16 protein-coding genes are annotated in these 13,474 nt (G+C 70.2%); 11 read left to right on the top strand and 5 right to left on the bottom strand.

What is annotated here, in order from left to right:
* Positions 1 to 87 precede the first annotated feature (87 nt).
* The 3 genes from AB0J74_RS04565 to AB0J74_RS04555 all read left to right on the top strand — a co-directional run bounded on the left by AB0J74_RS04565 (position 88) and on the right by AB0J74_RS04555 (position 2,566).
* Complete coding sequence (locus AB0J74_RS04565) at positions 88 to 444, top strand: hypothetical protein (protein ID WP_363444624.1); 357 nt, start codon at positions 88 to 90, stop codon at positions 442 to 444.
* Between the two features lie 16 nt (positions 445 to 460).
* Positions 461 to 793 carry a hypothetical protein gene (locus AB0J74_RS04560; protein WP_363444621.1) on the top strand — a complete coding sequence of 111 codons (333 nt, stop codon included), beginning with the start codon at positions 461 to 463 and terminating at the stop codon, positions 791 to 793.
* Positions 794 to 1,294: 501 nt separating this feature from the next.
* Complete coding sequence (locus tag AB0J74_RS04555) at positions 1,295 to 2,566, top strand: PhoH family protein (RefSeq protein ID WP_363445439.1); 1,272 nt, start codon at positions 1,295 to 1,297, stop codon at positions 2,564 to 2,566.
* 49 nt (positions 2,567 to 2,615) lie between these two features.
* Here the strand turns inward: AB0J74_RS04555 and AB0J74_RS04550 are convergent, their stop codons facing one another.
* Positions 2,616 to 3,209, bottom strand: coding sequence for a dihydrofolate reductase family protein (locus tag AB0J74_RS04550; protein ID WP_363444619.1), 594 nt, complete (start codon positions 3,207 to 3,209; stop codon positions 2,616 to 2,618).
* Between the two features lie 270 nt (positions 3,210 to 3,479).
* On the opposite strand from AB0J74_RS04550, the gene AB0J74_RS04545 reads away from it, so the two are divergent.
* The 4 genes from AB0J74_RS04545 to AB0J74_RS04530 all read left to right on the top strand — a co-directional run bounded on the left by AB0J74_RS04545 (position 3,480) and on the right by AB0J74_RS04530 (position 6,730).
* The gene (locus AB0J74_RS04545) at positions 3,480 to 4,154 is read left to right on the top strand and encodes a lytic transglycosylase domain-containing protein (RefSeq protein ID WP_363444617.1); all 675 of its coding nucleotides are present in this window, start codon (positions 3,480 to 3,482) and stop codon (positions 4,152 to 4,154) included.
* Between the two features lie 78 nt (positions 4,155 to 4,232).
* Positions 4,233 to 5,036 (top strand): serine protease, encoded by an 804-nt coding sequence (locus AB0J74_RS04540; RefSeq protein ID WP_363444614.1) that lies wholly within the window; start codon positions 4,233 to 4,235, stop codon positions 5,034 to 5,036.
* 27 nt (positions 5,037 to 5,063) lie between these two features.
* On the top strand, positions 5,064 to 5,672 hold the full coding sequence (locus AB0J74_RS04535) for a rhomboid family intramembrane serine protease (protein WP_363444612.1): 609 nt from the start codon (positions 5,064 to 5,066) through the stop codon (positions 5,670 to 5,672).
* Positions 5,673 to 5,761: 89 nt separating this feature from the next.
* Complete coding sequence (locus tag AB0J74_RS04530) at positions 5,762 to 6,730, top strand: NAD(P)/FAD-dependent oxidoreductase (RefSeq protein ID WP_363444610.1); 969 nt, start codon at positions 5,762 to 5,764, stop codon at positions 6,728 to 6,730.
* On the opposite strand, the gene glpX is transcribed toward AB0J74_RS04530, so the two are convergent.
* On the bottom strand, positions 6,727 to 7,755 hold the full coding sequence (gene glpX, locus AB0J74_RS04525) for a class II fructose-bisphosphatase (RefSeq protein ID WP_363444607.1): 1,029 nt from the start codon (positions 7,753 to 7,755) through the stop codon (positions 6,727 to 6,729). The genes AB0J74_RS04530 and glpX overlap by 4 nt on opposite strands.
* A gap of 318 nt (positions 7,756 to 8,073) precedes the next feature.
* Here glpX and AB0J74_RS04520 point away from each other — a divergent pair, with 318 nt between their 5' ends.
* From AB0J74_RS04520 to AB0J74_RS04510, 3 genes are all read left to right on the top strand, one after another.
* On the top strand, positions 8,074 to 8,628 hold the full coding sequence (locus AB0J74_RS04520) for a DUF4245 domain-containing protein (RefSeq protein WP_363444605.1): 555 nt from the start codon (positions 8,074 to 8,076) through the stop codon (positions 8,626 to 8,628).
* 46 nt (positions 8,629 to 8,674) lie between these two features.
* Positions 8,675 to 9,451 (top strand): hypothetical protein, encoded by a 777-nt coding sequence (locus AB0J74_RS04515; RefSeq protein WP_363444603.1) that lies wholly within the window; start codon positions 8,675 to 8,677, stop codon positions 9,449 to 9,451.
* Between the two features lie 71 nt (positions 9,452 to 9,522).
* Positions 9,523 to 10,296 (top strand): hypothetical protein, encoded by a 774-nt coding sequence (locus tag AB0J74_RS04510; protein ID WP_363444601.1) that lies wholly within the window; start codon positions 9,523 to 9,525, stop codon positions 10,294 to 10,296.
* 81 nt (positions 10,297 to 10,377) lie between these two features.
* Here AB0J74_RS04510 and AB0J74_RS04505 read toward each other — a convergent pair whose 3' ends face one another.
* Together AB0J74_RS04505 and xseA are read right to left on the bottom strand one after the other, a co-directional pair.
* Positions 10,378 to 10,584: an exodeoxyribonuclease VII small subunit gene (locus AB0J74_RS04505; RefSeq protein WP_116068483.1), complete on the bottom strand. Its 207-nt coding sequence runs from the start codon at positions 10,582 to 10,584 to the stop codon at positions 10,378 to 10,380.
* Positions 10,581 to 11,828, bottom strand: a complete 1,248-nt coding sequence (xseA, locus tag AB0J74_RS04500; RefSeq protein ID WP_363444598.1) for an exodeoxyribonuclease VII large subunit — start codon at positions 11,826 to 11,828, stop codon at positions 10,581 to 10,583. The genes AB0J74_RS04505 and xseA overlap by 4 nt, the downstream gene beginning before the upstream one ends.
* 32 nt (positions 11,829 to 11,860) lie before the next feature.
* Between xseA and AB0J74_RS04495 the strand changes: the two genes are divergently transcribed.
* Entirely contained in the window at positions 11,861 to 12,886 is a 1,026-nt protein-coding gene (locus AB0J74_RS04495; protein ID WP_363444595.1) for a 4-hydroxy-3-methylbut-2-enyl diphosphate reductase, read from the top strand.
* On the opposite strand, the gene AB0J74_RS04490 is transcribed toward AB0J74_RS04495, so the two are convergent.
* Positions 12,875 to 13,474, bottom strand: a complete 600-nt coding sequence (locus AB0J74_RS04490; RefSeq protein ID WP_363444592.1) for a hypothetical protein — start codon at positions 13,472 to 13,474, stop codon at positions 12,875 to 12,877. The genes AB0J74_RS04495 and AB0J74_RS04490 overlap by 12 nt on opposite strands.

The raw sequence follows: 13,474 nt of genomic DNA, 5'->3' as shown, positions 1-13,474 counted from the left end.
CGCGATACGCCCTACGGTGTGTCACGTGAACGAGACGAAGCGTGCCGATAGCCGTCACGTATACGTGACATCACAAGGATTTGTCCGGTGACCGAGCTGGCCACCCGGGAGCAGGCGTTCGGGCTGATCGCGGCGGGCGTTGCGGCCGGCATCACCGCGCCATGGCGGCTCTACCTCGCCCGCGGAGCCAGGTATGTGTCGCTTCAGGTCGCCGACATGGTCGAGTGGGACGCGTGGCGGATCCACCTCGGCTGCCCGGACCTGCGGATCCGGGTTTACGACACCGGCGCCGAAGTGCGCCGCACCTCGGTCGCCGAGGTGGTCATCGACCAGTGCCGGGTCGCGGTCGAGCTCGTCGAGGAGGTCGGCGTCGACGACATCGACCACCTGCTGGCCGGTAACCCGCGCATCGACCGGGCACCGCGTTACCCCGACGAACGGTGAGGGGCACCGGGCACCGATGACGCTGTACTTCGCGATCTTCCTGGTGTTGGTGCTCAGCTCGTCGAGCTACGCCGCGGGGCGGCTGCACGGACACCTGACCTACCGCAATGGATACCGACAAGGCTATTTCGACGGCGACCGGGGCGCGTGGAATCGCCGGCGCCGGGAGGCGCAGACGGTGGCGGCCACGATCCGGGCGGAACCGCGGCAACGGTCCGCACTGGACGTCCCGACCACCATGATCGGTTCGGGAACCACCTATCTGAGCGCCTCCTTCGCGGGGACCACAACCGACGGCGGACGGCACGCCGCGGGAGTTCGCCTTATGGCGGGACAACCCACGGGGTGAGTGGTCCTCTGCGAGCGTGAACCGCCTGGTGGCACGGTGGTTCGCGCAACCCGGGATCGGGCCAGTCCGGTGGCCCCGATCCCACGGCAGCGACGCGTGAGGGGCGCGCGTCGGTGCCGGTGGCCGGCCCGGCTCGCGCCAGCCGGGCCGGCCAACCCCTAAGAAAAACTGGGTAAACGAGAGGCTCTTACTTCGGCGTGTACTTCCCCCGGACGGCCGGCGCCAGTTAGCGTCTAGCCATGGCGAGGGGTCATCCCGCGCCAGCCGGCCGGCCTGGACCTGCGAAGACTTCGCCACGGGGCCCGCATCCGACCCCGTGCTCCCGGGCACCGGACGTGGCGGAACACGCGGGCGGTCCGGGTGCACGCTCGCCGGAGCAGGCCTGTGACGACATCGCGCACCACTCCCCGGGCCACCCAGGACACCACCGCGACCGGCCGCGCTCCGCGTGGGCGCAAGGCCGCCGCGAAGGAGGACGGGCCAGGAAAGCTCGTCTACGTCCTGGACACCTCGGTCCTGCTGTCCGATCCCGCGGCCTTTCGCCGCTTCGACGAGCACGAGGTCGTGCTCCCGTTGGTGGTGATCACCGAACTGGAGGGGAAACGGCACCATCCCGAGCTCGGCTGGTTCGCGCGGCAGTCGCTGCGCATGCTCGACGAACTGCGGATCAAACACGGCCGGCTCGACCAGCCGGTGCCGGTCAACGACGTCGGCGGCACCCTACGGGTCGAGCTCAACCACTCCGACGACGGCGTCCTGCCGCCGGGCTTCCGCAACGAGTCGAACGACGCGCGGATCCTGTCGGTCGCCCTCAACCTGGCCGGCGAGGGGCGCGAAGTCACCCTGGTCAGCAAAGACATGCCGCTGCGGGTCAAGGCGGCCGCGGTCGGGCTGGCCGCCGACGAATACCGGCACGGCCAGGCCAGCGACCCGACCTGGACCGGCATGGCCGAGGTCGAGGTCGGCGAAGACGAGGTCAACGAGCTCTACGGCGGTGCCGACCTGGCCATCGACGCCGCGGCCGAGCTGCCCTGTCACACCGGCCTGGTGGTCCACTCGGCGCGCGGTTCGGCGCTGGCCCGGGTGCTGCCCGACAAGGTGGTCCGGCTGGTCCGCGGCGACCGGGAGGCGTTCGGCCTGCGCGGCCGCTCGGCCGAGCAGCGGATCGCCCTCGACCTGCTGCTCGACGAGACGATCGGGATCGTGTCGCTGGGCGGCCGGGCCGGCACCGGCAAGTCGGCGCTGGCTCTCTGCGCGGGCCTCGAGGCGGTGATGGAGCGGCGCCGGCACAAGAAGGTGATCGTGTTCCGGCCGCTCTACGCGGTCGGCGGGCAGGAGCTGGGCTACCTGCCCGGCAGCGAGTCGGAGAAGATGTCGCCCTGGGCCCAGGCGGTCTTCGACACGCTCGGCGCCGTGGTGCACGAGAACGTCCGGGAAGAGGTGCTGGCCCGGGGAATGCTCGAGGTGCTGCCGCTGACCCACATCCGCGGTCGGAGCCTGCACGACGCGTTCGTCATCGTCGACGAGGCGCAGTCGCTGGAGCGCGGCGTGCTGCTCACCGTGTTGTCGCGGATCGGCCAGGGTTCGCGCGTGGTGCTCACCCACGACGTGGCACAGCGCGACAACCTGCGGGTGGGCCGGCACGACGGTGTCACGGCCGTGATCGAGGCGCTCAAGGGGCACCCGCTGTTCGCGCACGTGACGCTGACCCGCTCGGAGCGCTCCGCGATCGCCGAGGTGGTCACCGACCTGCTGGAAGACATCCCGAACTGAGCGACGACGGCGAAGGGGCCCCCGGCGACCGGGGGCCCCTTCCGGGCGTTCAGCGCTTGACGACCTGGTAGCGCAGGTGGGTCACCCGGTTGCCCTGCACCGACTGCAGCGGGCCCTCCAGCTCGACCGGCTTGACGCCCAGGTCGCTGAAGTAGGGCGTGCCGCCGCCCAGCAGGACCGGCACGAGGTCGATCCAGACCTCATCGAGCAGTCCGGCGTCGAGCGCCTGGCTGGCGATCCGGCCCGAGTTGAGCCCGACGTTCTTCCCGCCGGCCAGTTCGGCGGCCCGGGCGATGGCGCTCTCGATGCCGTCGGTGACGAACACGAACCACTTGTTGTCCTCGTACCCGTCGGGCGGGTTGTGGGTGAGCACCACGGTGGGCACCTCCAGCGGGTGCATGCCGCCCCAGCCGTTGGTGAAGTCGAAGAGCTTCCGGCCGACCACCAGCGCGCCGAGTTCGGCGGTGAAATCGCGCTGGTGCTTGGCGCTGGCCTCGGTCAGCCGCCAGGTCATCTCTGGGTTGCCGGTGGGCACCTCGACATCGCCGTTGGCGTACCAGGCGAACAGGTGCTCGAACCCGGACTCGGCCGGGCCGGAGACGTAGCCATCGAGCGACATGCTGGCGCCGGTGCAGACCTTCATCGTTGATCCTCCATCGGTTTGGTTTCTTACCCACGCGTCGTCCAGACCCCACGCGGATCGACACGGTCACCAGAACTTTTTTGAGAGCGGCGGTTCGCCGGATTTCCCCACCTTTATCCCGTGACCCAGATCACACAACGGCCTCCCTATTTCCCTCACGACTCACTGTGCGCAATGGTGTCTGGCGAGCGAACGCGCCCCGGGAAGAGCGGGGGCCGCTCCCGGCGGACGAAGCGCCGGGTCCTTGTCCCCGACGAAGGGAACGACTTCGTGACTCGGCTGTGGAGCCGGTACGGGGTTCGGGCGTTGGCGGTCGGCATCCTCATTTCGGGGGTCGGTGGCGGCTACTACCTGAGCCAGGACCGGAAAATCCAGGAGCAGGGGATCGATGCGCGGTTTGCCGCGGAGTCTGCGCAGGCGGAGAACGCGCTGCTGAAGGAGCACCACCTCGACCACGAGTCGGCGATGGCGCTGCGCCGGCAGGTCGAGGCCGTCGCGCAGCAGCGCGCCCAGGAAGCCGCCAAGGCGGCCGCCGCGCGGGCCAAGCAGGCCGAAGAGGCCAGCCGCAAGAAGCGGGAAGCGGCGAAGGAGCCCGTCAAGAGCAAGCCCTACGACGGCCCGATCCCCGCCTCCTGCAACGAGTACGACGGCAACCGCAAGATCGGCTGCGCGCTCATGCTGCAGGAAGGCTTCAAGATCGACCAGTTCCCGTGCCTGGACAAGCTCTGGACCCGGGAAAGCCACTGGAACGCGAGCGCGCACAACGACAGTTCCGGTGCGCACGGCATTCCGCAGGCCAAGCCCGGCAGCAAGATGGCCACGGTCGGCGCCGACTGGGAGACCAACCCGGCCACTCAGATCAAGTGGGGCCTGGGCTACATCGAGGGCCGCTACGACGACCCGTGTGGCGCCTGGGAGCATTCGGAAGACGTGGGCTGGTACTAATACCAGAACAACGGGCAGAGGGTACGAACCGGCGGGTTCGTACCCTCTGCTGCTTTTGCGGGATCTAGGGTCTGATTCATGCGGCGGTGGCGCTTTCGGGGCGCGTTACTGGTGACGGCGGCGGCGGCGGTTCTTAGCCTGTTGCCAGGGGCTTCGTGGGCGGACGACGGCGACGGGCAGGAGCGGATCGTCGGCGGGCACAGCGTCGACGAGGGCACCTATCCCTGGGTGGTCCGGCTCTCCGTCGGCTGTGGTGGCTCGCTGGTCGCGCCGCAGGTGGTGCTGACCGCCGGCCACTGCGTCAAGCGCAGCGGCGCCGACACCAGCATGCTGATCACCGGCGGCTCGGTCGACCTCCAGTCGGACCAGGCGAAGACGGTGCGGTCCCGCTACGTCCAGCGGGCGGCCGGTTACACCGACGCGACCAAGGGCGACGACTGGGCGCTGATCCTGCTCGACCAGCCGTTCGATCTGCCGACGCTGGCGCTGCCCCAGGACGGCACCTATGACGAGGGCCGGTTCACGGTGATGGGCTGGGGCTCGACCCGGGAGGGCTCGCTCATCCAGCAGCGCCGGTTGCGCTCGGTCGACGTCGAATCCGTCTCCGACTCGTCCTGCGGCCGCAAATACGGCAAGCTCGGCGTGGAGATCGTCGATTCCGACATGATCTGCGCCGCCCGCAACGGCAAGGACTCGTGCCAGGGCGACTCCGGCGGCCCGATGGTCCGGCTCGACGCCACCGGCTCCTGGTTGCAGATCGGGATCGTGAGCTGGGGGTACGGCTGTGCCCGCAAGAACTATCCCGGGGTCTACGCCCAGGTGTCCACCTTCGCGCCGGACATCGCGGCCGGCGTGACAGCGCTGCAGAACCGCTTGGCGTGAACGGTTCTCGCCTGGTACCCCTAGTGCGTGTCGCAGGACTGGACGACCGATCCCCATCCCGGCGGGCTGCGCTTCGGCACCGAGACGTTCTACGCCGCGGTCGGGCGGGCGTTCGTGGCCATGTGCGCGGTCGTTCCGGTGCTGTTCGCGATCGAGGCGCTCGACTACTGGTTGCACCTCGGCCTCGACCCGCGCGGCGGGATCATCCCGCGCAGTGTCTACGGACTCGACGGGATCATCTTCTCGCCGCTGCTGCACGACGGCTTCGAGCACCTTTACGGCAACAGCGTGCCGCTGATCCTGCTCGGCACGTTCGTGCTGGCTGCGGGCGCACGCCGGTTCATCTGGTCGACGGCGTTCATCATGCTGGTCAGCGGCCTCGGCGTGTGGATCACGGCGCCGCCCGACACGGTGGTGGTCGGTGCCAGTGGGGTGATCTTCGGTTACTTCGGCCTGCTGTTGGCCCGGGGGATCGTGGAACGCACGTGGTGGAACCTCGGCGTCGTGGTGCTGGTCGGGCTGCTCTACTGGTGGCAGCTCTTCGGCATCCTGCCGTCCGATCCGCACGTCTCCTGGCAGGGTCACCTGTTCGGGTTCCTCGGCGGCGCGGTCGCCGCCATCCTGTTCCGTCGCTAACAGCTTGGGACCGCCCTTGCCGGTGTGGCATCGCTATGCCTACCGTCGATGTCGACCGGGCAGCATTGCCTGAAGGGCATTGGTGAGCCATGCGGGAAATCGACGTCGCGATCATCGGGGCCGGGCCGGCCGGGTTGTTCGCGGCCTACTACGCGGGCTTCCGCGGCCTCTCGGTGGCCCTGGTCGACGCGCTGCCCGAGCCGGGCGGCCAGGTGACCGCCATGTACCCGGAAAAGCAGATCTACGACATCGGCGGCTTTCCCAGCATCAAGGGCCGCGAACTGGTCGCCAACCTGGTCGAGCAGGCCGCGCCGTTCCGCCCCGAATACCTGCTCGGCAACCGGGCCGACGGCCTGTCCTACGTCGATGGGCAGCCGATGCTCCGGCTCGCCGACGGCACCGAACTGCGCTGCGGCGCGGTGATCATCACGGGCGGCATGGGCAGCTTCACGCCGCGCCCGCTGCCGGCCGCCGAGGCCTTCGCCGGCACCGGCATCGTCTTCTTCGTGCCCCACCTGGCCGACCTGGCCGGCCGCGACGTGCTGATCGTAGGCGGCGGCGACTCGGCCTTCGACTGGGCGCTGGCCCTCGAGCCGCTGGCCAAGTCGGTGACCCTCGTGCACCGCCGCGACCGGTTCCGGGCACACGCCGCCACCGTCGCGCGCGTGCAGGACCTGAGCGTCAAGATCGTGGTCAATGCCGAGGTCGCCAAGATCCATGGCGAAGAGGCGGTCACCCACGCCGACATCGCGGTCAAGGGCGGCGAGACCGAGACCGTGCCGGTCGACACGGTGGTGGCCGCGCTCGGCTTCACCGCCGACCTCGGGCCGCTCGCGGAGTGGGGCCTCGACCTCGACAAGCGCCACGTCAAGGTCGACAGCACGATGGCCACCAACCTGCCCCGGGTGTACGCCGCGGGCGACATCACCGAATATCCCGGCAAGGTGCGGCTGATCGCGACCGGCTTCGGCGAGGCGGCCACCGCCGTCAACAACGCGGCCGTCGCCATCGACCCGGACGCGCACCTGTTCCCGGGTCACTCGTCGGACAACGGCTAGCTGAGTTCCTGTTCCGCGATCGGGCGGCCGTCGAAGTCGACCGAGGAGTAGAGGGCCAGCTTCTCCAGGCGGTGGTAGGAGTCGATGATCCGGATCGTGCCGCTCTTGGAGCGCATCACGATCGACTGGGTGTAGGCGCCGCCGGCCCGGTAGTGCACGCCGCGCAGCAGGTCGCCGCTGGTCACGCCGGTCGCGACGAAGAACGCGTTATCGCCACGCACCAGGTCGTCGGTGTGCAGGACCCGGTCGAGGTCGTGACCGCCGGCCAGCGCCTTCTCCCGTTCGGCGTCGTCGCGCGGCCAGAGCTTGGCCTGCATCTCGCCGCCCATGCACTTGAGCGCGCAGGCCGCGGTGATGCCCTCGGGCGTACCCCCGATGCCCATCAGCACGTCGACCTCGGAGGTCTCCCGAGCGGCGTAGATCGCGCCCGCGATGTCGCCGTCGGAGATGAACCGGATCCGGGCGCCGGCGTGGCGCACCTCGTCGACGAGTTGCTTGTGCCGCGGCCGGTCGAGGATGCAGACCGTGACGTCGGAGACGCTGCCCTTCTTGGCCTTGGCGATCCGGCGCAGGTTCTCCGTCGTGCCGGCATTGATGTCGATCACGTCGGCGCAGTCGGGGCCGACGGCGATCTTCTCCATGTAGAAGACCGCGCTCGGGTCGAACATGGCGCCCCGCTCGGCCACCGCCAGCACGGCCAGTGCGTTGGGCATGCCCTTGCTCATCAGCGTGGTGCCGTCGATCGGGTCGACCGCGACGTCGACCTCGGGCCCGCTGCCGTCGCCGACATGCTCGCCGTTGAAGAGCATCGGGGCGTTGTCCTTCTCGCCCTCGCCGATCACCACCACGCCGCGCATCTGGATCGAGTTGATCAGCTTGCGCATCGCGTCGACAGCCGCGCCGTCGCCGCCCTCCTTGTCGCCGAGGCCGACCCAGCGGCCGGCGGCCATCGCGGCGGCCTCGGTCACCCGGACCAGGTCAAGGGCCAGGTTGCGGTCCAGGTCTTGGGGGATCTTGGCGCTCATCGGGCGGCCTCCTCGCGTCGCGGCGGTGCAGTGGGAGTCGGTCGGGCGGTACCTGTGATCCTGGCATGACCGAGGGCTGAACGTCCGTTCGGGGCGCGAAGTCGGCCCCCTGCGCCGGCGGTTCGACCAGCTGGGACAATTCGTCCCGTGACCGCAAGGCGCCTCGTCGCGGAGCGGCGAGATGGCTGAGGACGGGTGGTAGGCATGACCGCAGGGCGCCTCGTCGCGGAGCGGCGAGATGGCTGAGGACGGGTGGTAGGCATGACCGCAAGGCGCCTCGTCGCGGAGCGGCGAGATGGCTGAGGACGGGTGGTAGGCATGGAGCAGCAGGAAGCGAGCACCGAGCGGATCGTCGAGTCCGCGCAGCGCGCCGAGCGCCGGCCGCGCGACATGGTGATCTCGCTGGCCGTGCTGCTCGTCCCGATCCTGCTGGCCTTCGGCATCTACCGGGTGTTCTTCGACGGCCACGACCCGATCCGGGTCGACCCGGCGGTGGCGATCGACGACGCCCGGCACGCCGGCGCGTTCCCGGTTCTCGCGCCGACCGGTCTCGACCACGACTGGACCATCGTCAGCGCCACGTTCCAGACCGTCGACGGTGGCAAGGTGCTGCGGTTCGGGCTGGTCAGCCCCGATGGCGAAGGCGCCCAGGTGGTGCAGACCGATGTGTCATCCACCGACATCATCCCGGCCGAGTTGACCCGCGACGCCCGGGTTCAGGGCACCACGGAGATCGCCGGAAGCTCGTGGCAGACCTATTCGACCCGGCCGGGCGAGCACGCGTTCGTCAAGGTCGACACCGACTCGACGGTCATCGTCGTCGGTGGTGCGTCGGAGGCCGACCTGACCGATCTGGCCGCGTCCCTGAAGTGATCTAGGTTGATACGCTCCCGGGCCACGCCGACCCATGGAGCACACTGTGCCGCTCTCGCGCCGGACCGCCCTGCTCTCCCTGCTTGCCGTGCCCGGGCTGCTGACCGCCTGCACGGCCGCCGAGCCGCACCCGGTGGTGGTTCCGTCGGCCGTGCCCCCGCCGGCCTCGCCCTCACCGTCGCCGATCGACCCGCGGCCGGCGCTGGTCGCCGCCGCCGCGGCGCTCGCGAAGACCAGTTACAAGATCACTGAGACCGGCGACCAGACGGCTGTCTGGCAGGTGCACGGTCCGAGCAGGAGCTTCCGGCTGACCTCGCCGGCGGACAAGGACTTCGAGTCGATCCAGATCGGCCGCGACCGCTGGAGCGTGGTCGATTTGCGGGGCACGACCGATCCGAACCGCCCGCCGCTGGGCGGCCGCAGGCGCTGGATGCACACCTCGTCGGCCGGCAGCCCGCTGCCGGACGTGATCGCCGGCACGTTGGTCGCCACCGCCACCGACCTGGCGGAGAGCACGCCCGGCACCTTCACCGGCGCGGTCCCGGAGTCGGTGACCAAGGACCTGTCGATTTTCGCCGCCGACCTCGCGCTGATCCCGCTGGACGGGCCGAAGCCCAAACCCATCACCTGGGCCGGCACCGGCACGATCACCATCCGGCTCGACGGGCAGGGCCGGCTCGCGCTGCTGGCCGTCGAGGTGCCCTCCGCCGACGGCAGGACGGCCAAGAAGGCGGCGTACGCCTACAGCGACTACGGCAAGGTTGGCCGCCCCCGCAAGCCGCCGGCCAAGGACGTCTTCGAGTTGCCCTCGTCGCTCGACTGATCGGGGCGGCGCCACTCGCTCGACCAAGCTAGGCTTCGGCGCTTCCCATCGATGAGTCAGTGGAGTATCCCTTGCGTAAGCGCGTTCTGGCGGTCGCCTCGACGGCCGTGCTGATCGGTCTGGCCGGCTGCGGCCAGGCTTCCGACTCCGCGGCGGGCGGCACCCCCGCCGTATCGGCCACCACCGCCGCGCCGGCCGATCCCGTCGCGCGGCTGAAGGCGTCGACCAAGGAGATCGAGGCCGGCAACTACCGGTTCGAGTTCAAGGGCGGACCGCTCAGCGGCAAGGGCTACGTGCACAAGCCGACCAAGGGCACGAAGCTCGACATGAACTACGACGACCCGAACTTCAAGATCTCGGCGGAGCTGTGGGTCGTCGACACCGCGACCATGGTCCGGCTCACGCGGGGCGGCCAGCCGGTCGGCGGCGGCGGCAAGTGGATGAAGCTCGACCTGGCCAAGGCCAAGGACAGCGAACTGCTCGAATACATCGCGCCGGTCGACGTGCCCGGCGCCGCGCAGGTCCTGGCCACCGCGACCGACGTGGTCGAGAAGGACGGCGCCCTGACCGGGATGGTCGACCTTGCCAAGCCACAGGGCGTCCCGACGATCGACGAGAACCTGCTCGACCAGATCTCGCGCTCGGTCAACCGGGTGCCGTTCAGCGCCACCCTCGACGACCAGGGCCGGCTGGCGAAGCTGGTGCTCGACCTGGTCGGCCCGAGCGCGGGCCACCTCTCCACGCTCGACTTCACCTACACCGACTACGGCACGGTGACCCCAGAAGCAGCACCCGGGGCGACCGAGGCCGTCGACGCCCCGGCCGACTTCTACGACGAACTCTAGGCAGCCGAGGACCGCGTCCTCGCCGCTACCGTTCCGAGGCCATGGCTGCTCCCGCCGCCATGTATCCACGCATCTGTCAGCTCACGCCTCGGCGCCGGCCTGTTGGCGGGCGGCGTCGAGGCGTTCGCGGGCGCCGTCGAGCCAGTGCTGGCAGATGTCGGCCAGCCGTTCGCCGCGCTCCCACAGGGCCAGCGACTCCTCCAGCGAGATGCCGCCCGCCTCGAGCTTTTCGACCACCGTCGCCAACTCGGCGCGGGCCTGCTCGTAGCTCAGGTTCTCGTCGGTCACCGGTTCTCCTCGCTCGCCTCGTCGACTGTTGCCGACAGTTCGCCGCTCGCCAGCCGTACCCGCAGCACGTCGCCCTTGGCCACCTCGGACGCGGCGCGGACGACGTGCCCCGCGCGGCCCTGCACGATGGCGTAGCCGCGGTCGAGCGTCGCGGCCGGCGACAGCGCGCGCAACCGCGCCACGGTGTGCCGCAGGTCACCCGCCGCCGCGCTGATCCGGTGGTCGAGGCTGCGGCCGGCGCGGTCGCGCAGGGCGGTCACGTCGGCGGCGCGCTGCTCGATCATCACGTGCGGCCGGGCCAGCACGGGGCGGGACCGGATCGCCTCGATGCGGTGCTGCTCGCGTTCGACCAGGCCGCGCACCGCCCGGTCGAGCCGCTGCCGGGCCTGCCCGATGATCCGGATCTCCTCGCCCAGGTCGGGTACGACCCGCTTGGCGGCGTCGGTCGGTGTCGAGGCGCGCACGTCGGCGACGTAGTCGAGCAGCGGCGCGTCGGTCTCGTGGCCGATCGCGCTGACCACCGGGGTGCGGCAGGCGAACACGGCCCGGCAGAGCGCCTCGTCGGAGAAGGGCAGCAGGTCTTCGACGCCCCCGCCGCCCCGGGCGATCACGATCACGTCGATCGTCTCGTCGGCGTCGAGCACCTTGAGGGCGTCGATGATCTGCGGCACCGCGGTCGGGCCCTGCACCGCGACGTTGATCGGCCGGAAGTTGACCGACGGCCAGCGGCGCCGGGCGTTGGTCAGCACGTCGCGCTCGGCCGCCGAGGCGCGGCCGGTGATCAACCCGATCCGGGCGGGCAGGAACGGCAACCGCCGCTTGCGCCGCGGGTCGAACAGGCCCTCGGCGGCCAGCAACTTCTTGAGCCGTTCCAGGCGGGCCAGCAACTCGCCGAGGCCGACCTGGCGGATCTCGTCGGCGCGCAGGCTGAGCGTGCCCCGGGCCGGAAAGAAGTCGGGCTTGGCGTGCAGGGTGACCCGGGCGCCCTCTTCGAGGTTGGGCGCGCCCATGTCGAGCACGTCGCGGTTGGTGGTGACGGTGAGGCTGAGGTCGGCCGACGGGTCACGCAGGGTGAGGAAGACCGTGCTGGCGCCCGGCCGGCGGCTGATCTGGGCCACCTGGCCGTCGACCCAGACCCAGCCCAGCTTGGCGATCCAGCCGCTGATCTTCTGGCTCACGACACGCACGGGCCAGGGCTCCTCCGGAGTGCTCTTCGGGGCGCCGTTGGGCTCGGGCGTGGTCACCGCACCACCCTACGGCGGCGGCCCGTCACGCGGTGGCAGCGGCGTGGTTTCCAGCCGGCACGTACGATTGGCTGGTGATCGAGGAACGCAAGCGTGTGCTCCTGGCCAACCCACGTGGCTACTGCGCCGGCGTCGACCGCGCGGTGCTGACCGTCGAGGAGGCGCTCAAGCTCTACGGCGCGCCCATCTACGTGCGCAAGCAGATCGTGCACAACAAGCACGTGGTGGCCACCCTGGAGCGGCGCGGCGCGATCTTCGTCGAAGAGAACGAAGAGGTGCCCGAGGGCGCCACGGTGATCTTCTCGGCCCACGGCGTCGCGCCCGAGGTGCACGAGCAGGCCAAGGCCCGCCGGCTGAAGGCGATCGACGCGACCTGCCCGCTGGTGACCAAGGTCCACCAGGAGGCCAAGCGGTTCGCCGCCGACGACTACGACATCCTGCTCATCGGTCATGAAGGCCACGAAGAGGTCATCGGCACCTCCGGCGAGGCGCCCGCGCACATCCAACTCGTCGACGGTCCCGACGGCGCCGACAAGGTGACCGTGCGCGACCCCAACAAGGTGGTCTGGCTCTCACAGACCACGCTGTCGGTCGACGAGACGCTGGAGACGGTCGACCGGCTCAAGCAGCGCCTCCCGCTGCTGCAGTCGCCGCCCAGCGACGACATCTGCTACGCCACCCAAAACCGGCAGCAGGTGGTCAAGCAGATCGCCCCCGACTGCGACGTGCTGCTGGTCGTCGGCTCGCGCAACTCGTCGAACTCGGTGCGGCTGGTCGAGGTCGCCCTCGACGCCGGCGCCCGGGCGTCCTATCTGGTCGACTACGCCAGCGAGATCGACGACGCCTGGCTGGCCGGCGCCACCACGGTCGGCGTCACCTCCGGCGCCAGCGTGCCCGAAGACCTGGTCTCCGAACTGCTCGACCACCTGGTCGAGCGGGGCTTCGAAGACGTCTCCGAGGTGACCACCGTCGACGAGCGGCTGGCGTTCTCACTGCCGCAGGAGCTCAAGCGCGACATGAAGGCCGCCGCCGCACGCACCGCCGCCTCAACCGACTGACACCAGATTCGCGCGTACGGCCGTGACCAGCTCTTCAGGGTCGTCGGCCCAGAAATGCAACGCCGTCAGCGGCCCGCGCGGCAGGTCGAGCGCGGTCGGGCCGGTCAGCACGAGTTCGATGTTGGTCTGCCCGAACACCGCGACCTTGCCGATCAGCCCACCGTCGGCGGTCTCCTCGAACTGCACGCCCTTGCTCTTCTCCAGCGGCCGGTTCCGGGTGCGCACCTCGGCGATCACCGACCAGGGCAGGAACACGTCGACGGTGAAGCCGGAGCGGACCCGGATGCCGGCGGCGCCGACCATGTGCGGGTGCACCCGGATGGCGCCGAGGAAGCCGACCATCCACAGCAGGCCCCAGAAGCTCAGCACGAACGCGATGATCTGCACCGTCCGCCAGGGCAGCAGGAAGTGCAGGATCGGAATCTCCACGATCGACACGCCGATGAACGCCAGCATCACGGGGGTCGTCGTCGCGCCGTAGCCGAACCGGGCGCCGGGGCCGGCGGGGTCGGGGCGGCGGAACACCCAGCGGAAGAGGCTGACCCAGACGCCGCGTTCGTAGGTCAGCGCGATGCGGAGGAGGTTCAC

The sequence above is a fragment of the Asanoa sp. NPDC049573 genome (assembly GCF_040676615.1).
In the GTDB taxonomy this organism is placed as follows: Bacteria; Actinomycetota; Actinomycetes; order Mycobacteriales; family Micromonosporaceae; genus Asanoa.
The sequence above is the reverse complement of the archived record's forward strand: the minus strand, read 5'-3'. Positions and strand labels throughout refer to the sequence as shown.